Genomic DNA, 25,864 nt, shown 5'->3' on the forward strand with positions numbered 1-25,864 from the left:
TGGCCGCTGACACTTCTCTTGAGGACACAGAATATGAGTGATATCCCTGCCGAACTGCGTTTTGCCGAAAGCCATGAGTGGGCACGCCTGGAAGCTGACGGTACCGTCACCGTGGGCATCAGTGATCATGCGCAGGAAGCCTTGGGCGATGTGGTATTTGTCGAGCTGACTGAAGTCGGTAAGGTCTTTGGCGCAGGTGACCAGGCCGGTGTGGTCGAGTCGGTCAAAGCGGCTTCCGATATCTATTCCCCGATTGCAGGTGAAGTGATCGCGGTCAATGAAGAGCTGAGCGGTTCGCCGGAGCTGCTGAACTCCGATCCGTATGGCGCCTGGATCTTCAAGCTCAAGCCAAGCGACAAGGCCGAGGTGGGCAAGTTGCTTGATGCGGCAGGCTACAAGTCCGCTATCGGCGAATAAGGACGACTGCACTTGTGGGAGTGAGCAAGCTCGCTCCCACAAGGGTTGGGACAGCCTTGGGGTGTTCACCGGGCAAAAAAAATGCCGCTCGATCGAGCGGCATTTTGTATTGGCCGGGAATCAGTCCTGGGCGACGGCGTTTTTCGCCAGGATAGCGTTGGCCAGTTCCATGTCGGTGGCTTGCAGGCCTGGGTTGTCGGCGCGCACTTTCTGCATCGCCGCTTCCAGGTAAGGGCCCCGAATACCGCCATCACTGGCGACGAAGCTGCCGGCGTCGTCCTGGGCGGCGACGATCAGCTTGTGATCCTTGAAGGTCAGGTAGGTGGAACCGGTGGTCGCACCGGATGAGATGACGTTACGCCAAAACGTGTCGGCCATTGCCGAGCCAACAGGAAGAGACAGCAAGGCTAGGGTAGCGACAGCAAGTTTGAGACGCATGATAGGTGACTCCACTGGGTTAACTATGACGTTGGATTACCTGCGCCTCTATTCAGTTCCATGACCTCTCAGTCAGCCCGCTCCACCTGCAGCACCGCGCCTTCCTGCGCCACCACCCTGACCCGCGTGCCCACGGACGACTCGGGGCCCTTGGCCAGCCAGACGCTGTCGGCCACCTTGATCTTGCCGCGGCCATCGACAATCGCTTCATGAACCTGGAAGACCTTGCCTATCAGCTCTTGCCCGCGCAGGTTCAGGTGCGGTTGATCACTTTGGCGCACCGCGCTGCGCTGGCGTCGCCACCAGTACAGTGCCGTCGCGATGGCGAACAGGCCGAACAACAGGAACTGCAGCTCCCACGGCATCTGCGGCAGGATGAACGTGAGCACGCCGACTGCCGCGGCGGCCATGCCGATCCACAGCAAGTAGCCGCCGGCACCGAACACTTCGAGGATCAGCAGGATGACGCCCAGCGCCAGCCAGTCCCAGTACGACATGTGTTGCAGGAACATCCACATACGCGCGCCTCAGGCTTTCTTGCTGTCGAAGGTGGCCTTGACGATCTCGCCAATGCCGCCGACCGCACCGATGACCTGGCTGGCTTCCAGTGGCATCAGGATTACCTTGCTGTTGTTGGCCGAAGCCAGTTTGCCCAGCGCATCGATGTATTTCTGCGCGACGAAGTAGTTCACCGCCTGGACGTTACCGTCGGCAATCGCCTGGGACACCACCTGGGTGGCCAGCGCTTCGGCTTGTGCCTGGCGCTCGCGGGCCTCGGACTCCAGGAACGCGGCCTGGCGGCTGCCCTCGGCCTCGAGGATTTGCGCCTGCTTCTTGCCTTCGGCGGTGAGAATCGCCGACGCTCGCAGGCCCTCGGCTTCGAGGATCTGGGCACGCTTGATGCGTTCGGCTTTCATCTGCCCCGACATGGCGGCCATCAGGTCGGCCGGCGGGCTGATGTCCTTGATCTCGATCCGGGTGATCTTGATGCCCCACGGCGCTGTGGCTTCATCGACGGTGCGCAGCAGTTTTTCGTTGATACCGTCGCGCTGGCTCAGCATCGCGTCCAGCTCCATGGACCCCAGCACGGTACGGATATTGGTTTGCAGCAGGTTGCGAATGGCGTGCTCGAGGTTGTTGACCTCGTAGGCAGCCTGGGCGGTGTTGACCACCTGGAAGAAGCACACGGCGTCGATCTGCACCGTGGCGTTGTCGGCGGTAATGACTTCCTGGGGCGGGATGTCCAGTACGCTTTCCATGACATTGATCTTGCGCCCGATGCGATCCATCACCGGGATGATGATATTCAGGCCGGGCTTGAGCGTGTTGGTGTAGCGGCCGAACCGCTCGACGGTCCATTGGTAGCCTTGGGGCACGACCTTGAACCCCATGAACAGGATGGCGACCACGAGGCCGATGAAAAGTAAAAGTACACTACCGATCTGCATGACGGTTCCCTGTGCGAATTGAGATGGACCTGCGAGCCCTGAGTGTAGGGCACGCGGCCAGTATCTTCGCTATGTGGGAGCAAAGCTTGCTCGCGATGCAGGCGCCTTGCTTCCCCGGGAGACCGCGTCATTTTCATCGCGGGCAAGCCTTGCTCCCAGAACCTCTCGCCACAGGTGCCGCCACAACTACTTCTGCTCGCTCTGCGGCGTCACCCGCAGCACTTCCTCGACCGTGGTCAAGCCCGCCGCCACCTTTTGCGCCCCCGACAGTCGCAGGCTGCGCATGCCTTCCTTGAATGCCTGGCGGCGTACCGCCAGCAGGTCGGTGTCGGGGTGGATCAAGGCTTTGACGCTGTCGGTCAGTTGCATGATTTCGTAGACGCCGGCGCGGCCGCGGTAACCGGTGTCGCGGCACTCCAGGCAACCGACGGCCTGTTGGGCATTGCTCGGCAGCGGCGCCTGCCAGGGCCGCGTCAGGGTTTGCCAGTCGTCTTCATCCAGGGTCAGGGGGGCCTTGCATTGAGGGCACAGCGTGCGCACCAGCCGCTGGGCCATGACCCCGAGCACGGTGGCCTTGATCAGGTAATGGGGCACACCCAGCTCCAGCAGGCGACTGATGGCGCTCGGCGCGTCGTTGGTGTGCAGCGTCGACAGCACAAGGTGCCCGGTGAGCGCCGCCTGGATCGCCATCTCGGCAGTCTCCAGGTCGCGGATCTCACCGATCATGATGATGTCCGGGTCTTGTCGCATCAGCGCCCGCACCCCGGCGGCGAAGGACAGGTCGATGTTGTGCTGGACCTGCATCTGGTTGAAGGAGGCCTCGACCATTTCAATCGGGTCCTCGATGGTGCAGAGGTTCACTTCCGGCGTCGCCAGTTTCTTGAGGGTGGTGTAGAGGGTGGTGGTCTTGCCGGAACCGGTGGGCCCGGTCACCAGGATGATGCCGTTGGGCTGGCGGGTCATGTCCTGCCAGCGACGCAGGTCGTCGGCGGAGAAGCCGAGTTGGTCGAAGTCCTTGAGCAACACTTCCGGGTCGAAGATCCGCATGACCATTTTTTCGCCGAACGCGGTGGGCAAGGTCGACAGGCGCAACTCCACTTCGCCACCGTCCGGGGTCTTGGTCTTGACCCGGCCGTCCTGGGGTTTGCGTTTTTCCGCGACGTTCATCCGCCCCAGGCTCTTGAGACGGCTGACGATTGCCATCGTGACCTGCGGCGGGAACTGATAAACGGTGTGCAGCACCCCGTCGATGCGAAACCGCACGGTGCCCTGCTCGCGGCGCGGTTCGATGTGGATATCACTGGCGCGCTGCTGGAAGGCGTACTGGAACAGCCAGTCGACAATGTTGACGATGTGGGCGTCGTTGGCGTCCGGCTCCTGGTCGCTGGCCCCCAGGTTGAGCAACTGTTCGAAATTGCTCAGGTTGCTCGGCTGCTGATCGACCGCGGTGGCGCCGCTGACCGATTTGGCCAGGCGATAGAACTCCACGCTCAAGCGCTGGATGTCCACCGGGTTGGCGATCACCCGCTTGATCGGCAGCTTGAGCACGTGGGTCAGGTCGGCTTCCCAGCTGTTGACGTAGGGCTGTGCGCTGGCGACGGTGACGGCGTCACGATCGACCGCCACCGCAAGGATCTTGTGGCGCTGGGCAAAGGCATAGGACATCAAGGGCGTCACGGCCGCGACGTTGATTTTCAACGGGTCGATGCGCATGTAGGGCTGGTCGGCCTGCTGGGACAGCCACAGGGTCAGGTTCTCCAGGTCCAGGCGCTTGCCGGGCCGGCTGAGGTCGTCCAGATGCTGGTTGGCGATGAACTCCAGCGGATGCAACTGGCTATTGGCGCTGTGGCGTCGGCGGGCGTTCAGCGCGGTTTCGGCTGAATCCTGGCTGATGAGGCCCTGGGTGACCAGTTGGCGCAGCAGATCGTTGAGGTCCAGCCAGCGGTCCTGAGTGGCGTGTTTGGTGGACATGCGGGTTCCTATTGGACAATTGCAGCAAAGCCGCGATACAGACGCTTCGGCGTCCTCGCTCGGTCTGCAAAAGAATAGTCCCGACCCCGTAAACCGTTGGGCCACTACCCGACCAATGCGTTACCAGTTCTTGCCCATGGGCGTTCAAAAGACGGCTTGGGCCGACCCAACGTGCGCAATATCAGCGTCTTGCAGGTCCACCGAACAGACGCTGATCAGGTTACGTAATTTTTCAGCGATGACCTGGGCACGGTGCCAGCTCAGCCCATCCATGACGATGTCCAGCGCCAGCACATCGCCGAGGCGCTCGACATGAACCTGCTGCGGCGTCAGGCCCTGCAAGGCAAACAGGTTCAACGCCCGACACAGCAAGTCCGGCTCGGCTTCGGCCACTATCTGGTACTGCACCCGGCAATGGGTATTGGCGGCGTGCCAGACGTCGGCGCGGGGCGGGGCTATGGCAACGGCTTCGAGTGGGGGCATGTTCGGTCTCCTTGGTGGCGGGAGAAATATTTACATGCGAGCTGGGGTATTTCTTATCTAAGATGAGTGATTATGGCGATGTTTTGAATCGCTTGATTCTCTAAATCAATCATTTCGGGTTTGATCATGCACAGCGAACTGGATAGCTACGACCGCAGGATACTGGCGCTGCTGCAGGAGGATGCCTCGCTGTCCAGTGCGCAGATCGCCGAACAGGTCGGCTTGTCTCAATCGCCGTGCTGGCGGCGGATCCAGCGGATGAAGGAGGAGGGCATCATTCGCGGCCAGGTAACTCTGCTGGATCGCAAGAAAATCGGCCTTAACACGCAGATCTTCGCCGAAATCAAACTCAACGCCCACGGTCGTTCGAACTTCACCGAATTCACCGAGGCGATCCGCGGCTTCCCCGAAGTGCTGGAGTGTTACGTGCTGATGGGGTCGGTGGATTTTCTGCTGCGCATCGTCACCGCCGATATCGAGGCGTATGAGCGATTCTTTTTCGAAAAGCTGTCGATGGTGCCGGGGATCCAGGAAGTGAACTCGATCGTGGCGCTGTCGGAGATCAAGTCGACGACGAGTTTGCCTGTGGTGCGTTGAGCTTGTTTCTGCGGTGTTTTTGCTGGCCTCATCGCGAGCGAGCTCGCACACAGTTGATCTTCAGTGGCCACAACATGTGTGTACAACACTGAACCTCTGTGGGAGCGAGCTTGCTCGCGATGGCGGCATCACAGACGCAGTAAAGTCTTCCAGGCCCGATTCTGGTAAACCGCAATCGCCTGCTGCTTGCGCGCATCCAGCGTTTCATCAGTGATCGGTTGGTTGGCCAGTTGCACCAGTTTGTTCAGTTCACCATAGAGGCGATCCATTTCCGGGATCTCCAGTACATGGCGGGCGTGGTGCAGCCAGGCCTGGATGCGTTCGATGCGCGGCAGTTGCTCGGCCAGGTCTTCCGGCTGTTGCTGATAGCGTTGCAATTGCAGGGACGAGGATTCTTCGCCCAGCAGGCGCGGCAGCCAGCTGCCCAGTTGCGCCGCGCCCTGGCGATTGCCACGGGTGTTGCGCTCGGCGGCCCAGCTGCGCGCCAGCAGCCAGCGGGAAGTGTTGAGGGAAAACAGGCCCCAGCGCGGGTCTTGCAGCTCTTCAAGGAACTGTTCCGGTGCCGCCTTGCGCACGTCTTCGTCATCCAGGCCGGCCTGGACCAGTGGGCGCCAGTCTTCCAGCAACGCGTCCAGGGCCAGGCGCAAGTCGTGGGTCGATTGGCGCGGCGCGGCCTGGCCGAGGCTGCTGAGCAGGGCGCGCAGTTCGGCGAGGTTTTCCACCCAGTCCTGCAGCAAGCGCCAGTGGCCGTTGAAACGGTATTGCTCGGCCAGGCGTTGGCTGCTGCCGAGCAGATGCCAGCTCAGCGCGGCGAAGGCGTCATCCAGCGGCGTTTCGGCGGTCAGTTGCGGGGCCGGCAGGCTCAGGGCGTAGCTGCCTGCGTCATACAGGCGATAGCCACGCTCGGCCTTGCTGATGTCGCAAGGCATCAGGGGCAGGGTCGCGGCCAGCTCGGCGGCCAGTTCCAGCAGGGCGGTGGGTTCGCCTTCGCGCAGTTCCAGCTCCAGTTCGCAGATTTCTTCCTTCTGCTTGCCGACTACCACATGGCCCAGGTCCAGGGCGGCTTCGATGACCACCTTGCTTTTGCCACGGCCCCAGGCGATTTCAGCGCGTTCGCGAACGAAATCGGTGGTGAAGATGGCCTTGAGGGTTTTCTTGTCCAGTTCGGCCAAGGCCTCGGGCCAGCATTCGCCGTCGAGCTTCTTCAGGTCGAGCTTGGCCTTGGGCAGGTGCCAATCGTACTCGTTGCGCTCGGACAGGCCGGCGACGCTCTGGCCGCGGGTCTTGAGGGTCTGGATCACCTCTTCGCCGTCGCGACGCAGGCGCAGGGCGACCTTGGCCTGGGCCAGGTCACGCTCCGGCGTGTCGAAATACTGGTTCATCAGTTCGTGGCGTTCCCAGCCACTCTTGTTGCGTTTTTTCAGCAGCGGATGCTCGCGCAAGGCTGCCAGGGTCTCGCGGCTGACGCGGAGTTTGATTTCGGTTTCTTTCTGCATGGCCGGAAAATCCAGGGATCGGGTGTGCAGCCGGGGAAGGTGTGGCTGCCAAGGCCGTGCAGTGTACAGGACTCACTCGCCCTAGGTTTATTCCTGGGTCCAGATGGTTCTATGATGAACGTCAATCTGTAAGCCCGGAGTCAGCGATGCCTTTGCCGTCCATGAAAGATCAATTCGCTGCCCTGATCGCCGCACCTTCGGTCAGTTGTACCCAGCCTGGGCTGGACCAGTCCAACAGTGCCGTGATCGAGCTGCTGGCAGGCTGGCTCACTGAGCTGGGGTTCTGCTGTGATATCCAGCAGGTCAGCCCTGGCAAATTCAACCTGCTGGCCAGTTTTGGCAGCGGCCCCGGCGGCCTGGTGCTGGCTGGTCACAGCGACACGGTGCCGTTCGACGGCGCGTTGTGGCAGACCGATCCGCTGAAGCTCACCGAGGTCGATGGCCGCTGGGTGGGCCTGGGCAGCTGTGACATGAAGGGCTTTTTCGCCCTGGTCATTGAAGCGGTCAAGCCGCTGCTGGACCAACCGTTCAAGCAACCGCTGCTGATCCTCGCGACCTGCGACGAGGAAAGCTCCATGGCCGGCGCCCGGGCCCTGGCCGATGCCGGGCGACCATTGGGGCGTGCGGCGGTGATCGGTGAGCCGACCGGCCTGCGGCCGATTCGCCTGCACAAGGGCGTGATGATGGAGCGCATCGACATTCTCGGGCGCAGCGGCCATTCCTCCGATCCGAGCCTGGGCCACAGCGCGCTGGAAGCCATGCACGATGCCATGGGCGAATTGCGCGGGCTGCGCCTGCAATGGCAACGTGAGTTCCGTAACCCGCAGTTCACCGTTCCACAACCGACCCTGAACTTCGGCTGCATCCATGGCGGCGACAATCCCAACCGCATCTGTGGCCAATGCTCCATGGAATTCGACCTGCGCCCCTTGCCGGGCATGGACCCGCAAGTGCTGCGGGCGGCGATCCAACAGAAGCTGAACCCTATCGCCGAACGCCATAAAGTCAAGATCGACTACGCACCGCTGTTCCCCGAAGTGCCACCCTTCGAGCAGGCCGAAGACTGCGAGCTGGTACGGGTGGCCGAGCGACTCACCGGCCATCGTGCCGAAGCAGTGGCGTTTGGCACCGAAGCGCCTTATCTTCAGCGCCTTGGCTGTGAAACCCTGGTGCTCGGCCCTGGCGATATCGCCTGCGCTCACCAGCCGGGCGAGTACCTTGAAATGTCACGTTTGCAACCTACCGTACAGCTGTTGCAACAATTGATTGGTCATTACTGCCTGACACCGGCCACGGTCGGTTAAATTGCCCCCTTGCGGGGCCGTATTCATCACATGAGGAGAGCGCGCGTGTCGCCAAGCCTGTTCCGACGATAACCACCAGCCCGTTGTGCGTTCTGTTTCGTCTTTTTTTGGCTGTTATTTATTACAGGTCCAGGTTCATGCCCGAGTACGTCAATTGGCTTCGTCACGCTTCGCCCTACATCAACGCCCACCGCGATTGCACCTTCATCGTCATGCTGCCCGGCGACGGGGTGGAACACCCTAATTTCGGCAACATCGTCCACGATCTGGTGCTGTTGCACAGCCTCGGCGTGCGCCTGGTGCTGGTCCATGGTTCGCGTCCGCAGATCGAGACCCGCCTCGCTACACGGGGCCTCACTCCCCATTACCACCACGGCATGCGCATCACCGATGCCGCGACCCTGGAGTGTGTGATCGATGCGGTCGGCCAGTTGCGCATCGCCATCGAGGCCCGCCTGTCCATGGACATGGCGTCCTCGCCCATGCAGGGCTCGCGGCTGCGGGTCGCCAGCGGCAACCTGGTCACCGCGCGTCCCATCGGTGTGCTCGAGGGCGTGGATTATCACCACACCGGTGAAGTGCGCCGGGTCGATCGCAAGGGTATCAATCGCCTGCTGGACGAACGCTCCATCGTGCTGCTGTCGCCGTTGGGTTATTCGCCCACCGGCGAGATCTTCAACCTCGCCTGCGAGGACGTTGCCACCCGGGCAGCCATCGACCTGGCGGCCGACAAGCTGCTGCTGTTCGGTGCCGAGCAGGGGCTTATCGGTGAGGACGGGCGGCTGGTTCGCGAATTGCGCCCGCAACAGGTTCCGGGCCATATGCAACGCCTGGGCAGCGACTATCAGGCCGAACTGCTGGACGCGGCGGCCCAGGCCTGTCGTGGCGGGGTGGCGCGCAGCCATATCGTCAGCTATGCCGAGAACGGTGCGCTGCTGACCGAACTGTTCACCCGCGATGGCAGCGGTACGTTGGTGGCCCAGGAGCAATTCGAGGTGGTACGCGAAGCGGCCATTGAGGATGTTGGCGGCCTGCTGGACCTGATCAGCCCGCTGGAAGAGCAGGGGATCCTGGTGCGTCGCTCCCGCGAAGTGCTGGAGCGCGAGATCGAGCAGTTCAGCGTGGTCGAGCGCGAAGGCATGATCATCGCCTGCGCGGCGTTGTACCAGATCGCCGATTCGGACGCCGGGGAGCTGGCCTGCCTGGCCGTGAACCCGGAATACCGCCACGGTGGCCGTGGCGATGAACTGCTGGAGCGGATCGAAACCCGGGCCCGCGCCCAGGGGCTCAAGACGCTGTTCGTGCTGACGACCCGGACTGCCCACTGGTTCCGTGAACGTGGCTTTGAACCCAGCAGTGTCGAGCGCCTGCCGGCGGCGCGGGCTTCGCTCTACAACTACCAGCGCAATTCGAAAATCTTCGAAAAATCCTTGTAGGCCGCCGTCGGAAAACTTGCTCTGCCGCGATCTTCTTGATTTCAGACAATGAGCAGCTAGTCTGGAACGCGTCAAGATCGCGGCATGCGCGAGCGGTCGTGAACAGGAATCGAAGGCGCAGGAGGCGCGCAAACACAGCTCGTCACCAAGAATTCGCGGGCCTCGTAAATCCCCGACGAATCATCGTTCAGTAATTTCCTGCGTCGCCGATAAGTCATGTCACGGCCTGATGGTGCTGTGATGGCACTCATATGTCGAAACGAGCTGAAAACTGTTGAAACAATTCTTTTTGGAATTATAAAGAATCCATTATCCTGCGGTCCGGTGTAGAGGGGTTAGACCATAGTCGTAGTCATAAATGGTTACGATTGACTTGTCAGTCACGGTCTGGCGCTAATCGCGCATCCGCGGGATCCGGGCGTTCGATCCGGAACCAAAGACACACAAGAATTAGAAAACGAGAGGAGCGAAGCATGAACAAGTCCACCTTGGCCCTGGCCGTGGCTGTTGGGGTTCTGGCGCAGCAGGCAGGCGCCGCTGGTTTTATCGAGGACAGCAAGGCGTCTGTCAGTTCTCGTACGTTGTATTTCAATAACGATAACCGTGAGACGGGCAAAGAGGACCTGCGCGAAACGGGTACCGGCCTCAAGTTCGACTACAAGTCCGGCTTCACGCAAGGTGTTGTTGGCTTCGGTATCGACGCTCAGGCGCTGGTGGGTATTCGTCTCGATGGGGGGGACGGGCGTAACAACGGTTCCTATATGCCAGCCGATACTGATGGTTCGGCGGTACATGATTGGAGCCGTTTGTCCGGCAACGTAAAGGCGCTGTTCTCCAAGACCGAGGCCCACCTGGGTGGCGCCCTGGCGCCTAACCTGCCGATCCTGGTTGCCAACGACAGCCGTCTGCTGCCACAGACCTTTGAAGGTGGCACCATCACCTCCAAGGAAATCGACAACGTCACTTTCAACGCTGGTCAGTTGGAACACGCAACAGGCCGTGCATCGAGCAACAGCACCGGCCTGGCAGTGGCGGGCGGTACCCAGGACAGCAACCAGTTCCGTTTTGGCGGTGCAGACTGGAAGGTCACCAAAGACCTGACCCTGCAGTACTACTACGCCAACCTGCAGGATTACTACAAGCAGCACTTCCTGGGCGCGGTACACGTTTTCCCGATCAGCGAAGGTCAATCCTTCAAGACCGACCTGCGCTACTTCGACAGCAGCTCGGACGGCCGTAACGGCGACGCGGGTTATCAGTTCAACAACAACGGCGGTTATGCCAAGCATGCGGGCGAGGTCGATAACAAGACCTGGAGCGCCATGTTCACTTACACCTTGGGCGGCAGCGCCTTCCTGCTGGGTCACCAGCAAGTCGGTGATGACGGTGGCTTCGTATACCTGAACCAGGGCAACGTGGTGAACGGCAACGGTCGTCCCGAAGGTGCCGGTGGTGCGAGTTTCTACCTGTTCACCGACAGCATGATCAACGGGTTTGTCCGTGCCGGTGAAAACACCACGTTCGGTCAATACTCCTACGACTTCGCTTCCCTGGGCGTTCCAGGCCTGAAAGCCTCGGTTGCCTACCTGCGTGGTGACGACGTCAAATCCGCCACTGCTGGTGGAAGCGATTACTCCGAGTGGGAACGCGACATGCGTGTGGATTACGTAATCCAGCAAGGTGCGTTGAAAGGCTTCGGCACTACCCTGCGTCAGGGTACTTACCGCAGCAGTGGTGCAGGCGACAGCCAGGATCAGACCCGCCTGATCTTCAACTACACTTACAACTTCATGTAAGACGTAGCGAAGTAAAAAAAGCCCCGCCCGGCAGCACGCCGGGCGGGGCTTTTACGTTTTGGGTCAGGTAGTGGGATCCGTCTTGTATTCCTCCCGTATCCGGGGGATGCAACGCTCAATACACGCCGCTTTATTGAATCAGTACATCATCGACCCTACACGATGCCTTTTTCGTGAATGTCCTTGAACAGGCCTGCCCGAGCTTCGTCGAGAGCGGTTTTTTCGCTGAGGATAAAACATTCGAACAACCCCGCCTGTACGTCTCTAGCCCAGAGCCTCCGACCACGGGTCAGGATCTGATACTGCATCACCGTCGTTGCCGCACGTAAATCAAGCAGATCCACTGGGCATCCGGCTATATCCGCCAAGTCCCCGGAAAGCTGCCATAACAACACGGGGTCGACCTGACCGGTCCAGAGCACAGCTATATCGACATCACTGCCAGGCCCGGCGGTTCCCTGTGCATGGCTACCAAACAGGTAAACCGCCAGCAGACCAGAGAGTTGGTTTTGCAGATGAGTCAACAAGGCTTGAGTGTTCATGTTGCCTATCGTAGCCGCTCGTCCTGAAATCGCGTCAATAATTCCGTAATGTGAACACAAAGCAAAAAAAGCCCCACCCGGCTACACGCCGGGTGGGGCTTTTGCGTTTTCGAGTCAGGCCCACCCCTGTAGCCCTCCTCGAAACTTCTCCTCTTTTCAGCAACTCGAGGCCTTCTCGAACCTCGCTGGCGATCTTGTGCCGGTATGCGGAATCGCGCCAGTGAACAGTTTTTTATATTCACTATCGATCTAGATAAATGGATATTTATTCTTTTTAAAGCAAACGAAACCGGTGCAAAGTTGGGCTCACAACAACCTCATCCAGGAGCCGCACCATGAGCCTCAGACTCGGCGACATCGCCCCCGACTTCGAACAGGATTCCAGCGCCGGCAAGATTCGCTTCCACGAATGGCTCGGCGACAGCTGGGGCGTGCTGTTTTCCCACCCGGCAGACTTCACCCCGGTGTGCACCACCGAGTTGGGCCTGACCGCCAAGCTCAAGGACGAGTTCGCAAAGCGCGGCGTCAAGGCCATTGCCCTCTCGGTCGACCCGGTGGACTCGCACCACAAGTGGATCGAGGACATCAACGAGACCCAGAACGCCGTGGTCAATTTTCCGATCCTGGCTGATGCCGATCGTAAGGTGTCGGATCTGTACGACCTGATCCATCCCAACGCCAGCGACACTTTGACTGTACGCTCCTTGTTCGTGATCGACCCGAACAAGAAGATCCGCCTGACCATCACCTACCCAGCCAGCACCGGGCGCAATTTCAATGAGATCCTGCGGGTGATCGACTCCCTCCAATTGACCGACAACTACAAAGTCGCCACCCCGGCCAACTGGCAGGACGGTGATGAAGTGGTGATCGTGCCGTCGCTCAAGGATGAAGAGGAACTCAAGCAGCGTTTTCCCAAGGGCTATCGCGCTGTGAAACCTTACCTGCGCCTGACCCCGCAGCCCAACCGCTGACGCACACCCGACCTGAACCTGTGGGAGCGAGCTTGCTCGCGATGGCGTCGGATCTGCCAACGTCGATGTCGACTGATACACCGCTATCGCGAGCAAGCTCGCTCCCACAGGGGATTTCTGTGCACCAAGGGTTTTGGCCGTTTCGACGGCCTTTTTTTATTGCTTAAAGAGAGTGAACTTCATATCTCTAAACTGCATAACCAAATGAATAAATATGATTTAAAGATATATTGATCCCCTGTTATGGTTTGACCCATACAGCGAGATCGCCCACCGCGAATCGCACGTGACAGTTAAGGAATAGCAGGCATGTTGGTCGTCTCACTCGGTGGCAGTCCCAGCCAACGCTCCCGCTCCGGGGTGCTGCTGGAGCGGTCGCAACGCTGGTTGCAGCAGCAAGGTGTGGAAGTGGTGAGCTATCAGGTGCGCGATTTTCCGGCCGAAGATCTGCTCCATGCCCGTTTCGACAGCCCGAAGGTGATCGACCTGCTCCAGCAGATCGAAAATGCCGACGGCCTGTTGATTGCCACGCCGGTGTACAAGGCGTCTTTTTCCGGTGCGCTGAAGACCGTGCTGGACCTGCTGCCTGAACGCGCCCTGGCTCATAAAGTGGTGTTGCCGATGGCAACCGGCGGCAGCATCGCCCACATGCTGGCGGTGGATTACGCCCTCAAGCCAGTGTTGTCGGCGCTCAAGGCCCAGGAAATGCTCCACGGGATCTTTGCCGAAGACAGCCAGATCGCTTATGGCGAAGGCAACGCCCAGGCGCAATTGGCACCGGCTCTGCAGCAGCGTCTGGACGAGGCGCTGGAACAGTTTCTCAGCGCCATGGCCCGTCGGCCCAGGCCGCTGGACCCCAGTGTATTGAACGAACGTTTGTTGAGTGCTCGCTGGAGCATTTGACCCCCGAACACCCTGATTCAACTCACCTTACTCAGCCGCCAACGGCCCAGCAGGTGCAGCCAAAACCCCACAGCAAAAAGGAGAGGCGCCATGCGCACTGTCATTTTGCGTCGCGGGCTGGTCGCTCTGTTTGCTGCGGCTGTGTCCCTCGGCGTCATTACTCAAGCTCAAGCCGAGACCTTGCGGATCGGTTATCAGAAATACGGCACCCTGGTGCTGCTCAAGGCCAAGGGAACATTGGAAAAACGCCTCGCGGCCCAAGGCGTGGACGTGCAATGGACCGAGTTCCCCGGCGGCCCGCAGCTGCTTGAAGGCTTGAACGTCGGCTCCATCGACTTTGGCGTGACCGGTGAAACCCCACCGGTGTTTGCCCAGGCTGCAGGCGCCGACCTGCTTTATGTCGCCTACGAACCGCCGGCGCCCACCAGCGAGGCGATCCTGGTGCCCAAAGGCTCGGCGATCCAGTCGGTGCAAGACCTCAAGGGCAAGAAAGTCGTGCTGAACAAAGGCTCCAATGTCCACTACCTGTTGGTACGGGCGCTGGAGGATGCTGGCCTGAAGTATTCCGATATCCAGACCGTTTTCCTGCCTCCGGCCGACGCCCGCGCCGCGTTCGAGCGGGGCAGCGTCGACGCCTGGGTGATCTGGGATCCGTACCAGGCTGCCGCCGAACAGCAGTTGCAGGCGCGCACCCTGCGTGACGGCAAAGGCATCGTCGACAACCACCAGTTCTACCTCGCCACCAAACCCTATGCGCAAAAAAATCCCCAGGTCATCGCGACGCTGGTGGAAGAAGTGCGCGCAGTGGGGGAGTGGTCCAAGGCCAATCCTGACGACGTGACCAAGCAAGTCTCGCCGCTGCTTGGCCTACCGGCGGACATCACCCTGACGGCGGTGAAGCGCCAAGGCTACGGGGCGTTGTTCCTCACGCCGGAGGTGGTGGCGGCGCAGCAGAAAATCGCCGACAGCTTCTATCAGCTCAAATTGATTCCCAAACCCTTGAGCATCAAGGACGTGATCTGGACGCCGCCGGCGGCCGTTGCGAACGCGCAGTAATTCGATCCCTTAGGAGACCACTCCATGAGCCTCAATATTTTCTGGTTCCTGCCTACCCACGGCGACGGCCATTACCTTGGCACTGCCGAAGGCGCCCGCGCCGTCGATCACGGTTACCTGCAACAAGTCGCCCAGGCGGCGGATCGACTGGGTTTCGGCGGTGTGCTTATCCCCACCGGGCGTTCCTGCGAAGACTCCTGGCTGGTGGCCGCTTCGTTGATTCCGGTGACCCAGCGCCTGAAATTCCTCGTTGCCCTGCGCCCCGGGATCATTTCTCCGACGGTGGCGGCGCGCCAGGCTGCGACCCTCGACCGGTTGTCCGGCGGACGTGCGTTGTTCAACCTGGTGACCGGTGGCGACCCGGATGAGTTGGCCGGCGATGGCCTGTTCCTCGACCACGAGCAACGCTACCAGGCGTCGGTGGAATTCACCCGCATCTGGCGCCGGGTGCTGGAAGGCGAAACCGTGGATTACGATGGTGAGCACATCAGTGTGAAGGGCGCCAAGCTGCTCTATCCACCGATCCAGCAACCGCGTCCGCCGCTGTATTTCGGTGGCTCGTCGGAAGCCGCCCAGGACTTGGCAGCCGAGCAGGTGGAAATGGTGCTGACCTGGGGCGAGCCGCCCGCAGCCGTGGCGGAAAAGATCGAACAAGTACGGGCCAAGGCTGCGAAATTGGGGCGCACGGTACGTTTCGGCATCCGCCTGCATGTGATCGTGCGGGAAACCAACGCCGAAGCCTGGCAAGCGGCCGACCGGCTGATTTCCCACCTGGACGACGACACCATTGCCCGTGCCCAGGCGTCCCTGGCGCGCTTTGACTCGGTGGGTCAGCAACGCATGGCCGCCCTGCACGGTGGCCGTCGCGACAAGCTGGAAGTCAGCCCCAACCTCTGGGCCGGCGTCGGCCTGGTTCGTGGCGGTGCCGGTACGGCGCTGGTGGGCGATGGCCCGACCGTGGCGGCGCGGGTCAAGGAATACGCCGATCTTGGCATCGACACCTTTATCTTCTCCGGTTATCCACACCTGGAAGAGTCCTACCGCGTGGCGGAACTGCTGTTCCCCCACCTGGACGTGGAGCGCCCGGAGTTGCCCAAGAGCCAGGGCTATGTGAGCCCGTTCGGTGAAATGGTCGCCAACGATATTCTTCCCAAAGCCGCGTCCCAGAGCTGAGGCGGCCATGAAGAAAATCATCCATACCCTCGCGCCCTGGGCGGTGCCGCTGCTGTTGCTGGCGGTATGGCAACTGTCGGTATCGGCCGGTTGGTTATCCACGCGGATCCTGCCGGCACCCGTGGCCGTGATCGAGGCCGGGGTCAATCTGGTGCGCAGCGGCGAGATCTGGACGCACCTGGCGATCAGCGGTTGGCGCGCAGCGGTGGGTTTTCTGATCGGCGGTGGCATCGGCCTGGCCCTGGGCTTCATCACCGGCTTGTCGAAATGGGGCGAACGCCTGTTGGACAGTTCCGTGCAAATGCTCCGGAACATCCCGCACCTGGCGCTGATTCCGTTGGTGATCCTGTGGTTTGGCATCGATGAGTCGGCGAAGATTTTCCTGGTGGCGCTGGGCACGTTGTTCCCGATCTACCTCAACACCTACCACGGCATTCGCAACGTCGACCCGGCGCTGGTGGAAATGTCCCGCAGCTACGGTTTGTCTGGCTTGCGCCTGTTTCGCCAGGTGATCCTGCCGGGCGCCTTGCCTTCGATCCTGGTGGGCGTGCGCTTTGCCCTGGGGTTCATGTGGCTGACGCTGATCGTGGCGGAAACCATCTCGGCCAGCGCCGGCATCGGTTATCTGGCAATGAATGCCCGGGAGTTCCTGCAGACCGATGTGGTGGTGCTGGCGATTCTCCTGTACGCCGTGCTGGGCAAATTGGCCGACCTTGCCGCCCGTGGGCTTGAGCGGGTCTGGCTGCGCTGGCACCCGGCCTACCAAGTGAACAAGGGAGGTGCCGCATGACCGCCCAACAACCTCCGCGCCTGCTGCGTGGCATCCCGCTGGCAGTGCGCAAGCTGCAAAAAACCTTCGGCACGCGCCAGGTGTTGCGCGACATCGACCTGCATATCCCGGCCGGGCAGTTCGTAGCCGTGGTCGGTCGCAGTGGCTGTGGCAAAAGTACCTTGCTGCGGTTGCTGGCCGGTCTCGATCAGCCTACCGATGGTCAACTGTTGGCGGGCTCGGCGCCGCTGAGTGCTGCGCAACAGGACACGCGTTTGATGTTTCAGGAAGCGCGTTTGCTGCCCTGGAAAAAAGTCATCGACAACGTCGGCCTTGGACTAAAGGGCAACTGGCGCCCGCAGGCGTTGCAGGCACTGGAAGCCGTCGGCTTGGCCGACCGTGCCCATGAGTGGCCGGCGGCGCTGTCCGGCGGGCAGAAACAACGAGTGGCCCTGGCCCGCGCGCTGATTCATCAGCCACGCCTGCTGCTGCTCGACGAACCCTTGGGGGCGCTGGACGCACTGACCCGCATCGAGATGCAGCAACTGATCGAAAACCTCTGGCAGCAGCACGGCTTCACGGTGTTGCTGGTGACCCACGACGTCAGCGAGGCGGTAGCGATTGCCGATCGGGTGATCCTGATCGAGGACGGCCAGATCGGTCTCGACCTGCCCATCGACCTGCCACGCCCACGGGTTCGCGGCTCTCATCGCCTGGCGAGCCTGGAAACCGAAGTCCTCAACCGTGTGCTGTCCTTGCCCGGCCAACCGCCGGAACCGGAACCCGTTTCACCCTTGCCCACGCAATTGCGTTGGGCGCAATAACCTCATCCAGACAGGAATCGACACCATGACTATCAAAGCCATCAACGTACGCAACCAGTTCAAAGGCACCATCAAGGAAATCGTCGAAGGCGACGTGTTGTCGGAAATCGACGTGCAGACCGCGTCGGGCATCGTCACTTCGGTCATCACCACCCGCTCGGTCAAGGAGCTGGAACTGGCGATCGGCAGCGAAGTGATCGCCTTCGTCAAATCCACCGAGGTGTCTATCGCCAAGTTGTGAGCGATGCTTGACCCACAGCCCCGGACGGCGTGAGCCCTTCGGGGCTTATCGTTCCCACGCTCTGCGTGGGAATGCCTCTACGGACGCACCGCGTTCGGCTCTTGGGGACGCGGAGCGTCCCTGGCTGCATGCCCACGCAGAGCGTGGGAACGATCAACACTAGGCGTGGGAACGATCAAGCGGAGCGCTTGGGCAGATACGGTGGCAGATACAGCCCCAGGTACGCATCGAACACCCGCATGCCTTCCTCGGCCATGCGCGGGGTGATCTGGCCGTGTTGTTGTACCGAGCGGGCGTAGACGCGGTCGCCCAGTTCCATGGCCAGGGCGAACACGTCGACGTCGCTGGGCAAGGTCGGCAGTTCGAAATGGTGGTTGAACACCTTATGCATCAGGTCGCCCAGCTCGAGGTCGTGCTGGCGGTCGGCCTGGGTGACTTCGGTCAGGCCGTGCTGGGCCAGGATCAGTTGGCGGGCGGCGGCGTCCTGGCTATAGATGGTGAGCATGCGCTGCTCCACCAGCCGTGACAGGTCGTGCCAGTGGTTCAGCGCCGCATGATCGATCGGTGCTTGCAGGCAGGCGCGAAAGGCGGCGTGGACGTCGGCGGTCAGGGCTTCGAGCAGGGCCGGGACACTGGCGAAGAAGTGGTACACGGAAGAAGGTGGGATCCCGGCACGTTCGGCGACGCTGTAGATCGACAGGCTGGCCACGCCTTCGGCGGCAAGCAGCGTACGGGCGGCATCAAGAATGGTGTCGATCCGGGCCTGACTGCGTGCGCGGGGTTTGCGGGGGGTGGCGATGCGCGTCATGGACGTCTCCTGCGGGGCTGCCGGGCATTGTACGAGTCGGGTCCTGTGTTGTCTGCCAGGTCGTCATCGCGGGCAAGCCTTGCTCCCACAGGGAACTGTGATAAATCTGGCTCAGGTGGTTCACCAAAACTCCCACAGGGAACTGTGATAAGTCTGGCTCAGGTGGTTCACCAAAACTCTCACAGGAACTGTGATGAACCTGGCTCAGGTGGTTCACCAAAACTCCCACAGGAACTGTGGTGAACCTGGCTCAGGTGGTTCACCAAAACTCTCACAGGAACTGTGATGAACCTGGCTCAGGTGGTTCACCAAAACTCCCACAGGAACTGTGATGAACCTGGCTCAGGTGATTCACCAAAACTCCCATAGGAACTGTGATGAACCTGGCTCAGGTGGTTACCACAGATCCAATGTGGGAGCTGAGCTTGCTCGCGATCCGCCGAAGGCGGCCATCCAACCAGCATCCATAAAAAACGCCGCACCCCTTTAAGGGCCGCGGCGTTATTTTTTACTGCAACCCGCTTACACGGTATGCAGGTACCAGTTGTACTCGAGGTCGGAGATGGAGTGTTCGAACTCCTCCAGCTCGCTCTCCTTGCAGGCTACGAAGATATCGATGTATTTCGGGTCGATGTACTTGGCCATGACTTCGCTGTCGTCCAGCTCGCGCAGGGCATCGCGCAAGTTGTTCGGCAGGCTTTGCTCGTTCTGCTCGTAGCTGTTGCCTTCCACCGGCGCACCGGGCTCGATCTTGTTGGTCAGGCCATGGTGTACGCCCGCCAGCACGGCGGCCATCAGCAGATAGGGGTTGGCATCGGCGCCGGCGACGCGGTGTTCCAGGCGCACGGCATCGGCCGAACCGGTAGGGACGCGCAAGGCCACGGTGCGGTTGTCCAGGCCCCAGGTCGGCGAGTTCGGCACGTAGAACTGTGCGCCGAAACGACGGTAGGAGTTGACGTTCGGGCAGAGGAAAGCCATCTGCGCGGGCAGGGTCTCGAGCACACCGCCGATCGCGTGACGCAGTGCGGCGTTCTGCTCGGGATCCTCGCTGGCAAAAATATTCTTGCCATCTTTATCAAGAATCGAGATGTGGACGTGCAGACCATTACCCGCCTGGCCCGGATAAGGCTTGGCCATGAAGGTGGTGTCCATTTCATGGTCGTAGGCGATGTTCTTGATCAGACGCTTGAGCAGGACCGCATAGTCGCAGGCCTTGATCGGGTCGGCCACGTGGTGCAGGTTCACTTCGAACTGCGCCGGGGCACTTTCCTTGACGATGGCGTCGGCGGGAATGCCTTGCTCCTTGGCCCCTTCCAGAATGTCCTGGAGGCAATCGACGTATTCGTCGAGGTCATCGATCAGGTAGACCTGGGTCGAGTGCGGGCGTTTGCCGGAGATCGGCGAGCGGGGCGGTTGTGGGCGTCCATTCACGTTCTCCTGGTCGATCAGGTAGAACTCCAGCTCGAATGCGGCGCAGATGGTCAGGCCCAGTTCATCGAACTTGGTCACGACTTGGCGCAGGACTTCACGCGGGTCGGCGAAGAAAGGCTCGCCTTCGAGTTCGTGCATGGTCATCAACAGTTGCGCAGTGGGGCGCTTCTGCCAAGGCTCGTTGCACAGGGTGTCAGGGATTGGATAGCAGATCCGGTCGGCATCGCCGATGTCCAGACCCAGGCCGGTGCTTTCCACCGTAGAGCCATTGATATCCAGGGCAAATAAAGAGGCCGGCAGGTTGATGCCTTTCTCGTAAACCTTGTGGAGGCTGGTGCGTTCTATGCGCTTGCCGCGCACCACACCATTCATATCCGCAATCAGAAGGTCAACGTACAGAACCTCAGGATGTTCCTTAAGGAACGCGTTCGCTTCGTTAAGCTGAACGGCACGCGGGGGTACCGACATGATGCAACACCTTTGTTGTTAAAAATATCAATCATTGATCTCTTCGAAAGCCAGTCAACCCGAACGGCATGCCGAAGTCAAGCAGGGCCTTTTTTGCCCTAAAAAAGCACCTTCAGGGCTTTTTTGAGGCAATTTAGGGCGTTTTTTTCCCTTTAAGGGTCTTGGCGCCCGCGGGCTTGAGCGGGCCGTGTTGTATTTTTTACGGGGGTGTTGTGTAAAAAAATGAACAAGGCTAAGCTCGATTCAAACCCATAACAGCAATAATACCGGGGTGCTTCATGTCTCGCCTGCCGTTAATCGGCGTCACCACCTGCTCCAGGCAGATTGGTCTGCATGCTTATCACATCAGTGGCGATAAATATTCCCGGGCTGTCGCGACAGCCGCCAAGGGCCTGCCCGTGCTGCTCCCGTCCCTGGCGGATCTGCTCCCACCGTCCGATATTCTGGACGCTCTGGACGGCATTCTCTTTACCGGCTCTCCTTCCAATGTAGAACCTTTTCATTACCAGGGCCCGCCCAGTGCGCCAGGCACTGCTCATGATCCTGCACGGGACGCCACCACCTTGCCGCTGATCCGCGCCGCTGTCGAGGCGGGCATCCCGGTGCTGGGCATTTGCCGAGGTTTCCAGGAGATGAACGTAGCCTTTGGCGGCAGCCTGCATCAGAAAGTTCATGAAGTCGGAACGTTCATCGATCATCGTGAAGACGATACTCAAGCGGTGGATGTTCAATACGGCCCTGCCCACGCCGTGCATATCCAGTCTGGCGGCGTATTGGCAGGCCTGGGGCTGCCCCAGCTGATAGAGGTCAATTCGATCCACAGCCAAGGCATCGAGCGCCTGGCACCTGGGTTGCGGGCCGAAGCGGTGGCCCCCGATGGGCTGATCGAGGCTATTTCAGTGCCAGAAGGCAAGGCTTTTGCTTTAGGTGTGCAATGGCACCCCGAATGGGAGGTAAGCTCTAACCCGCGCTACCTTGCGATTTTCCAGGCATTTGGCGATGCCTGCCGAGCAAGGGCAACACAACGCGACGCCGATGCGTCAAACAACGCCTGACGACTAATAGCAGTCAGGAAACTCACGCCTAGAGGCATTTATGAGTAACAACCTCGACCAGCTCACCGATTGGTTGAAAGACCACAAGATCACAGAAGTCGAATGCATGATTGGCGACCTCACCGGTATCACCCGGGGCAAGATCTCGCCGACCAACAAGTTCATTGCCGAGAAAGGCATGCGCCTGCCCGAGAGCGTTCTGCTCCAGACCGTTACGGGCGACTATGTCGAAGACGACATCTATTACGAACTGCTCGACCCCGCCGACATCGACATGATCTGTCGCCCGGACGAGAACGCAGTCTTCCTTGTGCCCTGGGCCATCGAGCCCACTGCCCAGGTCATCCACGACGCCTACGACAAGCAGGGCAACCCCATCGAGCTGTCGCCGCGCAACGTGCTCAAGAAAGTACTCAAGCTCTACGCCGACAAGGGTTGGCAGCCGATCGTCGCGCCGGAAATGGAGTTCTACCTGACCAAGCGCAGCGACGACCCGGACTTTCCGCTGCAACCGCCCATTGGCCGCTCCGGGCGCCCGGAAACCGGCCGCCAGTCATTCTCGATCGAAGCGGCCAACGAATTCGACCCGCTGTTCGAAGACGTCTACGACTGGTGCGAACTGCAGGAACTGGACCTCGATACCCTGATCCACGAGGACGGCACGGCGCAGATGGAAATCAATTTCCGTCATGGCGATGCCCTGTCCCTGGCCGACCAGATCCTGGTGTTCAAGCGCACCATGCGCGAAGCGGCACTCAAGCACGACGTGGCTGCCACCTTCATGGCCAAGCCCATGACCGGCGAGCCGGGCAGTGCGATGCACCTGCACCAGAGCATCATCGACAAGGAAACCGGCAAGAACGTCTTCTCCAATGAAGACGGGACCATGAGCGATCTGTTCCTGCACCACATCGGTGGCCTGCAGAAATTCATCCCCGAGCTGTTGCCGCTGTTCGCCCCCAACGTCAACTCGTTCCGCCGCTTCCTGCCGGACACGTCGGCGCCGGTGAACGTGGAGTGGGGCGAAGAGAACCGCACCGTGGGCCTGCGTGTGCCGGATGCCGGGCCGCAGAACCGGCGGGTGGAAAACCGCTTGCCGGGCGCCGACGCCAACCCGTACCTGGCGATTGCCGCCAGCCTGCTGTGTGGCTTCATCGGCATGGTCGAAGGCATCAACCCGAGCGCGCCGGTGGTGGGCCGAGGCTACGAACGCCGCAACCTGCGTTTGCCGCTGACCATCGAAGACGCCCTGGAACGCATGGAAAACAGCACCACCATCGAGAAATACCTGGGCAAGAAATTCATCACAGGCTACGTCGCGGTCAAGCGGGCCGAGCATGAAAACTTCAAGCGCGTCATCAGTTCGTGGGAGCGGGAATTCCTGCTCTTCGCCGTCTGAAGCGCCGGGCGAGGCTGCTTCAGGCAGCTTCGCCCTCACCGATAAAAGGAGAATTGGCATGACCCGCAACAACCCGCAAACCCGTGAATGGCAGGCCCTGAGCAACGATCACCACCTGGCGCCGTTCAGTGACTTCAAGCAGCTCAAAGAGAAAGGCCCGCGCATCATCACCCACGCCAAGGGTGTCTACCTCTGGGACAGTGAAGGCAACAAGATCCTCGACGGCATGGCCGGCCTCTGGTGTGTGGCCGTCGGTTATGGCCGCGAGGAACTGGCCGATGCCGCCAGCCAACAGATGCGCGAGCTGCCGTACTACAACCTGTTCTTCCAGACCGCCCACCCGCCGGTGCTGGAATTGTCCAAAGCCATCGCCGACATCGCCCCTGAAGGCATGAACCACGTGTTCTTCACCGGTTCCGGCTCCGAGGGCAACGACACCATGCTGCGGATGGTCCGCCACTATTGGGCGATCAAGGGCCAGCCGAACAAGAAAGTCATCATCAGCCGCAAGAACGGTTATCACGGTTCGACCGTGGCCGGCGCGAGCCTGGGCGGCATGACCTATATGCACGAGCAGGGCGACCTGCCGATCCCGGGCATTGTCCACATCGCCCAACCTTACTGGTTCGGCGAAGGCGGCGACATGAGCCCCGAAGAGTTCGGCGTGTGGGCGGCCAACCAGTTGGAAGAAAAGATCCTGGAGCTCGGCGTGGACAACGTCGGTGCCTTCATCGCCGAGCCGATCCAGGGCGCTGGCGGCGTGATCGTGCCGCCGGACAGCTACTGGCCGCGCATGAAGGAAATCCTCGCCAAGTACGACATCCTGTTCGTGGCCGACGAAGTGATCTGTGGCTTCGGTCGTACCGGTGAGTGGTTCGGTACCGACTATTACGGGTTGAAACCGCACATGATGACCATCGCCAAGGGCCTGACCTCCGGCTACATCCCCATGGGCGGGCTGATCGTGCGTGACGACGTGGTCGCGGTGCTCAATGAAGGCGGCGACTTCAACCACGGGTTTACCTATTCCGGTCACCCGGTGGCCGCGGCAGTGGCCCTGGAAAACATCCGCATCCTGCGCGACGAAAAGATCATCGAGCGCGTCCATGCTGAAACGGCACCCTATTTGCAGAAGCGTTTGCGGGAACTGAACGATCATCCGCTGGTGGGTGAAGTGCGCGGTGTCGGTTTGCTGGGGGCGATCGAGCTGGTTCAGGACAAGGCCACGCGCAAGCGCTACGAAGGCAAGGGCGTGGGCATGATCTGCCGGCAGTTCTGCTTCGATAACGGGCTGATCATGCGCGCGGTGGGCGACACCATGATCATTGCGCCGCCGCTGGTGATCAGCAAGGCCGAGATTGATGAATTGGTGACCAAGGCGCGGCAGTGCCTGGACCTGACGCTCAGTGCGTTGCAAGGCTAAGTGCTAGGCTCTGAGCGAGGTGCCTGCAAGGGCCTCGCCCAGCGAGAATAAAAGGCTGGGCTTGTGTTGAAAGCCTGGCCTGTAACTTGCCAGACTACCGGCTGTTCAAGTTGCCCGCGAGCCGGCTACTGAACTGTGGCTAAGAAGAATAACTGGAGCATTTTTTCATGAAGGCATTAGGTATGAAGATAGCTGGCAAGACCCTCCTCGCCATGTCCCTGATGGGCGTGATGGCGGGCGCTGTTCAGGCGGACGACAAAGTGCTGCACGTCTATAACTGGTCCGACTACATTGCGCCGGATACCGTCGCCAAGTTCGAGAAAGAGTCGGGGATCAAGGTCGTCTACGACGTGTTCGACAGCAACGAAACCCTGGAAGCCAAGTTGCTGGCCGGCAAGTCCGGTTATGACATCGTGGTGCCGTCGAACAACTTCCTGGCCAAGCAGATCAAGGCCGGGGTCTACCAGAAACTCGACAAGTCCAAGTTGCCCAACTGGAAAAACCTGAACACCGACCTGCTCAAGGCCGTTTCGGTGAGCGACCCGGGCAACGAACATGCCTTCCCGTACATGTGGGGTTCGATCGGCATTGGTTTCAACGCCGAGAAGGTCAAGGCGGCCCTGGGTGCCGACGCGCCGACCAACTCGTGGGACCTGCTGTTCAAGCCGGAAAACGCGGCCAAGCTGAAATCCTGCGGCATCAGCTTCCTCGATTCGCCGACCGAGATGATCCCGGTGGCGCTGCACTACCTGGGCTACCCGACCGACAGCCAGGACAAGAAACAACTGGCTGAAGCCGAGGCGCTGTTCCTCAAGATCCGTCCTTCGATCGGCTACTTCCACTCCTCCAAGTACATCTCCGACCTGGCCAACGGCAACATCTGCGTAGCGGTCGGCTACTCGGGCGACATCTACCAGGCCAAGTCCCGTGCTGCCGAAGCCGGCGGCAAGGTTAAAGTCAGCTACAACATTCCGAAGGAAGGTGCTGGCAGCTTCTTCGACATGGTCGCCATCCCCAAGGATGCCGAGAACGTCGAGGGTGCCTACAAGTTCATGACCTTCCTGCAGAAGCCGGAAATCATGGCTGAAATCACCGACACCGTGAGCTTCCCGAACGGCAACGCGGCCTCCACGCCGCTGGTCAACAAGGAAATCACCAGCGACCCGGGCATCTACCCGCCGGCAGACGTGCAAGCCAAGCTTTACGCGATTGCCGACCTGCCCGCCGCGACCCAGCGGATCATGACCCGCAGCTGGACCAAGATCAAATCCGGTAAATAAGCCGGCCTGAAGCATCTTCCTGTTGTCGCTGCCATCGCGGCGGCGGCAACAGGAGCAATTAAATAACTAAAAGTTTTGCTGGATCGGTTTATCGAGGGTAAGTTGCGCGCCGGTTTTGTTGCAGGGCCTCTC

Annotated in this window: 25 protein-coding genes; 16 read left to right on the plus strand and 9 right to left on the minus strand. The window is 60.6% G+C overall.

Annotation, left to right across the window (positions count from 1 at the left end):
- The first annotated feature begins 33 nt into the window (after positions 1-33).
- Positions 34-417: a glycine cleavage system protein GcvH gene (gcvH, locus tag F7R20_RS07890; RefSeq protein ID WP_003206674.1), complete on the plus strand. Its 384-nt coding sequence runs from the start codon at positions 34-36 to the stop codon at positions 415-417.
- Between the two features lie 120 nt (positions 418-537).
- On the opposite strand, the gene F7R20_RS07895 is transcribed toward gcvH, so the two are convergent.
- From F7R20_RS07895 to F7R20_RS07915, 5 genes are all read right to left on the minus strand, one after another.
- Positions 538-858, minus strand: a complete 321-nt coding sequence (locus F7R20_RS07895; RefSeq protein WP_170846005.1) for a DUF2388 domain-containing protein — start codon at positions 856-858, stop codon at positions 538-540.
- A gap of 65 nt (positions 859-923) precedes the next feature.
- Positions 924-1,373, minus strand: coding sequence for an NfeD family protein (locus tag F7R20_RS07900; protein WP_003206671.1), 450 nt, complete (start codon positions 1,371-1,373; stop codon positions 924-926).
- Positions 1,374-1,382: 9 nt separating this feature from the next.
- Positions 1,383-2,303 (minus strand): SPFH domain-containing protein, encoded by a 921-nt coding sequence (locus F7R20_RS07905; protein ID WP_003206668.1) that lies wholly within the window; start codon positions 2,301-2,303, stop codon positions 1,383-1,385.
- A gap of 186 nt (positions 2,304-2,489) precedes the next feature.
- On the minus strand, positions 2,490-4,274 hold the full coding sequence (locus F7R20_RS07910) for a GspE/PulE family protein (RefSeq protein WP_003206666.1): 1,785 nt from the start codon (positions 4,272-4,274) through the stop codon (positions 2,490-2,492).
- 144 nt (positions 4,275-4,418) lie between these two features.
- Positions 4,419-4,757, minus strand: a complete 339-nt coding sequence (locus F7R20_RS07915) for a hypothetical protein (protein ID WP_003206664.1) — start codon at positions 4,755-4,757, stop codon at positions 4,419-4,421.
- Between the two features lie 126 nt (positions 4,758-4,883).
- Between F7R20_RS07915 and F7R20_RS07920 the strand changes: the two genes are divergently transcribed.
- Positions 4,884-5,354 (plus strand): Lrp/AsnC family transcriptional regulator, encoded by a 471-nt coding sequence (locus F7R20_RS07920; protein WP_003206662.1) that lies wholly within the window; start codon positions 4,884-4,886, stop codon positions 5,352-5,354.
- 128 nt (positions 5,355-5,482) lie between these two features.
- Here the strand turns inward: F7R20_RS07920 and F7R20_RS07925 are convergent, their stop codons facing one another.
- Positions 5,483-6,850: a CYTH domain-containing protein gene (locus F7R20_RS07925; RefSeq protein ID WP_003206660.1), complete on the minus strand. Its 1,368-nt coding sequence runs from the start codon at positions 6,848-6,850 to the stop codon at positions 5,483-5,485.
- Positions 6,851-6,996: 146 nt separating this feature from the next.
- Between F7R20_RS07925 and argE the strand changes: the two genes are divergently transcribed.
- The 3 genes from argE to F7R20_RS07940 all read left to right on the plus strand — a co-directional run bounded on the left by argE (position 6,997) and on the right by F7R20_RS07940 (position 11,386).
- Complete coding sequence (gene argE, locus F7R20_RS07930; protein WP_003206658.1) at positions 6,997-8,154, plus strand: acetylornithine deacetylase; 1,158 nt, start codon at positions 6,997-6,999, stop codon at positions 8,152-8,154.
- Positions 8,155-8,291: 137 nt separating this feature from the next.
- Complete coding sequence (gene argA / locus F7R20_RS07935; RefSeq protein WP_003206657.1) at positions 8,292-9,590, plus strand: amino-acid N-acetyltransferase; 1,299 nt, start codon at positions 8,292-8,294, stop codon at positions 9,588-9,590.
- A gap of 473 nt (positions 9,591-10,063) precedes the next feature.
- Positions 10,064-11,386, plus strand: a complete 1,323-nt coding sequence (locus F7R20_RS07940) for an OprD family porin (RefSeq protein WP_003206655.1) — start codon at positions 10,064-10,066, stop codon at positions 11,384-11,386.
- A gap of 155 nt (positions 11,387-11,541) precedes the next feature.
- Here F7R20_RS07940 and mntA read toward each other — a convergent pair whose 3' ends face one another.
- Entirely contained in the window at positions 11,542-11,928 is a 387-nt protein-coding gene (gene mntA, locus F7R20_RS07950; protein WP_003206654.1) for a type VII toxin-antitoxin system MntA family adenylyltransferase antitoxin, read from the minus strand.
- Positions 11,929-12,263: 335 nt separating this feature from the next.
- Between mntA and F7R20_RS07955 the strand changes: the two genes are divergently transcribed.
- From F7R20_RS07955 to F7R20_RS07985, 7 genes are all read left to right on the plus strand, one after another.
- Entirely contained in the window at positions 12,264-12,902 is a 639-nt protein-coding gene (locus tag F7R20_RS07955; RefSeq protein WP_003206652.1) for a peroxiredoxin, read from the plus strand.
- Positions 12,903-13,211: 309 nt separating this feature from the next.
- Positions 13,212-13,805: an NADPH-dependent FMN reductase gene (gene ssuE / locus F7R20_RS07960; protein ID WP_003206651.1), complete on the plus strand. Its 594-nt coding sequence runs from the start codon at positions 13,212-13,214 to the stop codon at positions 13,803-13,805.
- 90 nt (positions 13,806-13,895) lie between these two features.
- Entirely contained in the window at positions 13,896-14,861 is a 966-nt protein-coding gene (locus F7R20_RS07965; protein ID WP_003206649.1) for a sulfonate ABC transporter substrate-binding protein, read from the plus strand.
- Between the two features lie 24 nt (positions 14,862-14,885).
- A complete protein-coding gene (gene ssuD, locus F7R20_RS07970; protein WP_003206647.1) occupies positions 14,886-16,034 on the plus strand; it encodes an FMNH2-dependent alkanesulfonate monooxygenase in 1,149 nt (382 codons plus the stop codon).
- Positions 16,035-16,041: 7 nt separating this feature from the next.
- A complete protein-coding gene (ssuC, locus tag F7R20_RS07975; protein WP_003206646.1) occupies positions 16,042-16,824 on the plus strand; it encodes an aliphatic sulfonate ABC transporter permease SsuC in 783 nt (260 codons plus the stop codon).
- On the plus strand, positions 16,821-17,627 hold the full coding sequence (ssuB, locus tag F7R20_RS07980) for an aliphatic sulfonates ABC transporter ATP-binding protein (protein WP_003206644.1): 807 nt from the start codon (positions 16,821-16,823) through the stop codon (positions 17,625-17,627). The genes ssuC and ssuB overlap by 4 nt, the downstream gene beginning before the upstream one ends.
- A 25-nt stretch (positions 17,628-17,652) precedes the next feature.
- Positions 17,653-17,868: a TOBE domain-containing protein gene (locus tag F7R20_RS07985; protein ID WP_003177394.1), complete on the plus strand. Its 216-nt coding sequence runs from the start codon at positions 17,653-17,655 to the stop codon at positions 17,866-17,868.
- 175 nt (positions 17,869-18,043) lie between these two features.
- Here the strand turns inward: F7R20_RS07985 and F7R20_RS07990 are convergent, their stop codons facing one another.
- Positions 18,044-18,676 (minus strand): TetR/AcrR family transcriptional regulator, encoded by a 633-nt coding sequence (locus tag F7R20_RS07990; RefSeq protein WP_003206643.1) that lies wholly within the window; start codon positions 18,674-18,676, stop codon positions 18,044-18,046.
- A 522-nt stretch (positions 18,677-19,198) separates the two neighbouring features.
- A complete protein-coding gene (locus F7R20_RS07995; protein WP_003177396.1) occupies positions 19,199-20,575 on the minus strand; it encodes a glutamine synthetase family protein in 1,377 nt (458 codons plus the stop codon).
- A gap of 278 nt (positions 20,576-20,853) precedes the next feature.
- Between F7R20_RS07995 and F7R20_RS08000 the strand changes: the two genes are divergently transcribed.
- The 4 genes from F7R20_RS08000 (at position 20,854) to F7R20_RS08015 (ending at position 25,732) form a co-directional block, all read left to right on the plus strand.
- Positions 20,854-21,630, plus strand: coding sequence for a gamma-glutamyl-gamma-aminobutyrate hydrolase family protein (locus tag F7R20_RS08000; RefSeq protein WP_003206641.1), 777 nt, complete (start codon positions 20,854-20,856; stop codon positions 21,628-21,630).
- A gap of 40 nt (positions 21,631-21,670) precedes the next feature.
- The gene (locus F7R20_RS08005; RefSeq protein ID WP_003206640.1) at positions 21,671-23,029 is read left to right on the plus strand and encodes a glutamine synthetase family protein; all 1,359 of its coding nucleotides are present in this window, start codon (positions 21,671-21,673) and stop codon (positions 23,027-23,029) included.
- A 58-nt stretch (positions 23,030-23,087) separates the two neighbouring features.
- Entirely contained in the window at positions 23,088-24,452 is a 1,365-nt protein-coding gene (locus F7R20_RS08010; protein ID WP_013694499.1) for an aspartate aminotransferase family protein, read from the plus strand.
- Between the two features lie 182 nt (positions 24,453-24,634).
- Complete coding sequence (locus F7R20_RS08015) at positions 24,635-25,732, plus strand: polyamine ABC transporter substrate-binding protein (RefSeq protein ID WP_013694498.1); 1,098 nt, start codon at positions 24,635-24,637, stop codon at positions 25,730-25,732.
- The last annotated feature ends 132 nt before the right edge of the window (positions 25,733-25,864 follow it).

Source organism: Pseudomonas brassicacearum subsp. brassicacearum (assembly GCF_008801605.1).
Taxonomy (GTDB): domain Bacteria; phylum Pseudomonadota; class Gammaproteobacteria; order Pseudomonadales; family Pseudomonadaceae; genus Aquipseudomonas; species Aquipseudomonas brassicacearum.

Excerpts from the sequence above, each read along its gene's own strand:
- gcvH (WP_003206674.1), top strand. The coding sequence starts at position 34 with ATGAGTGATATCCCTGCCGAACTGCGTTTTGCCGAAAGCCATGAGTGG.
- F7R20_RS07900 (WP_003206671.1), bottom strand. The coding sequence starts at position 1,373 with ATGTGGATGTTCCTGCAACACATGTCGTACTGGGACTGGCTGGCGCTG.
- F7R20_RS07905 (WP_003206668.1), bottom strand. The coding sequence starts at position 2,303 with ATGCAGATCGGTAGTGTACTTTTACTTTTCATCGGCCTCGTGGTCGCC.
- F7R20_RS07910 (WP_003206666.1), bottom strand. The coding sequence starts at position 4,274 with ATGTCCACCAAACACGCCACTCAGGACCGCTGGCTGGACCTCAACGAT.
- F7R20_RS07915 (WP_003206664.1), bottom strand. The coding sequence starts at position 4,757 with ATGCCCCCACTCGAAGCCGTTGCCATAGCCCCGCCCCGCGCCGACGTC.
- F7R20_RS07920 (WP_003206662.1), top strand. The coding sequence starts at position 4,884 with ATGCACAGCGAACTGGATAGCTACGACCGCAGGATACTGGCGCTGCTG.
- F7R20_RS07925 (WP_003206660.1), bottom strand. The coding sequence starts at position 6,850 with ATGCAGAAAGAAACCGAAATCAAACTCCGCGTCAGCCGCGAGACCCTG.
- argE (WP_003206658.1), top strand. The coding sequence starts at position 6,997 with ATGCCTTTGCCGTCCATGAAAGATCAATTCGCTGCCCTGATCGCCGCA.
- argA (WP_003206657.1), top strand. The coding sequence starts at position 8,292 with ATGCCCGAGTACGTCAATTGGCTTCGTCACGCTTCGCCCTACATCAAC.
- F7R20_RS07940 (WP_003206655.1), top strand. The coding sequence starts at position 10,064 with ATGAACAAGTCCACCTTGGCCCTGGCCGTGGCTGTTGGGGTTCTGGCG.
- mntA (WP_003206654.1), bottom strand. The coding sequence starts at position 11,928 with ATGAACACTCAAGCCTTGTTGACTCATCTGCAAAACCAACTCTCTGGT.
- F7R20_RS07955 (WP_003206652.1), top strand. The coding sequence starts at position 12,264 with ATGAGCCTCAGACTCGGCGACATCGCCCCCGACTTCGAACAGGATTCC.
- ssuE (WP_003206651.1), top strand. The coding sequence starts at position 13,212 with ATGTTGGTCGTCTCACTCGGTGGCAGTCCCAGCCAACGCTCCCGCTCC.
- F7R20_RS07965 (WP_003206649.1), top strand. The coding sequence starts at position 13,896 with ATGCGCACTGTCATTTTGCGTCGCGGGCTGGTCGCTCTGTTTGCTGCG.
- ssuD (WP_003206647.1), top strand. The coding sequence starts at position 14,886 with ATGAGCCTCAATATTTTCTGGTTCCTGCCTACCCACGGCGACGGCCAT.
- ssuC (WP_003206646.1), top strand. The coding sequence starts at position 16,042 with ATGAAGAAAATCATCCATACCCTCGCGCCCTGGGCGGTGCCGCTGCTG.
- ssuB (WP_003206644.1), top strand. The coding sequence starts at position 16,821 with ATGACCGCCCAACAACCTCCGCGCCTGCTGCGTGGCATCCCGCTGGCA.
- F7R20_RS07985 (WP_003177394.1), top strand. The coding sequence starts at position 17,653 with ATGACTATCAAAGCCATCAACGTACGCAACCAGTTCAAAGGCACCATC.
- F7R20_RS07990 (WP_003206643.1), bottom strand. The coding sequence starts at position 18,676 with ATGACGCGCATCGCCACCCCCCGCAAACCCCGCGCACGCAGTCAGGCC.
- F7R20_RS07995 (WP_003177396.1), bottom strand. The coding sequence starts at position 20,575 with ATGTCGGTACCCCCGCGTGCCGTTCAGCTTAACGAAGCGAACGCGTTC.
- F7R20_RS08000 (WP_003206641.1), top strand. The coding sequence starts at position 20,854 with ATGTCTCGCCTGCCGTTAATCGGCGTCACCACCTGCTCCAGGCAGATT.
- F7R20_RS08005 (WP_003206640.1), top strand. The coding sequence starts at position 21,671 with ATGAGTAACAACCTCGACCAGCTCACCGATTGGTTGAAAGACCACAAG.
- F7R20_RS08010 (WP_013694499.1), top strand. The coding sequence starts at position 23,088 with ATGACCCGCAACAACCCGCAAACCCGTGAATGGCAGGCCCTGAGCAAC.
- F7R20_RS08015 (WP_013694498.1), top strand. The coding sequence starts at position 24,635 with ATGAAGATAGCTGGCAAGACCCTCCTCGCCATGTCCCTGATGGGCGTG.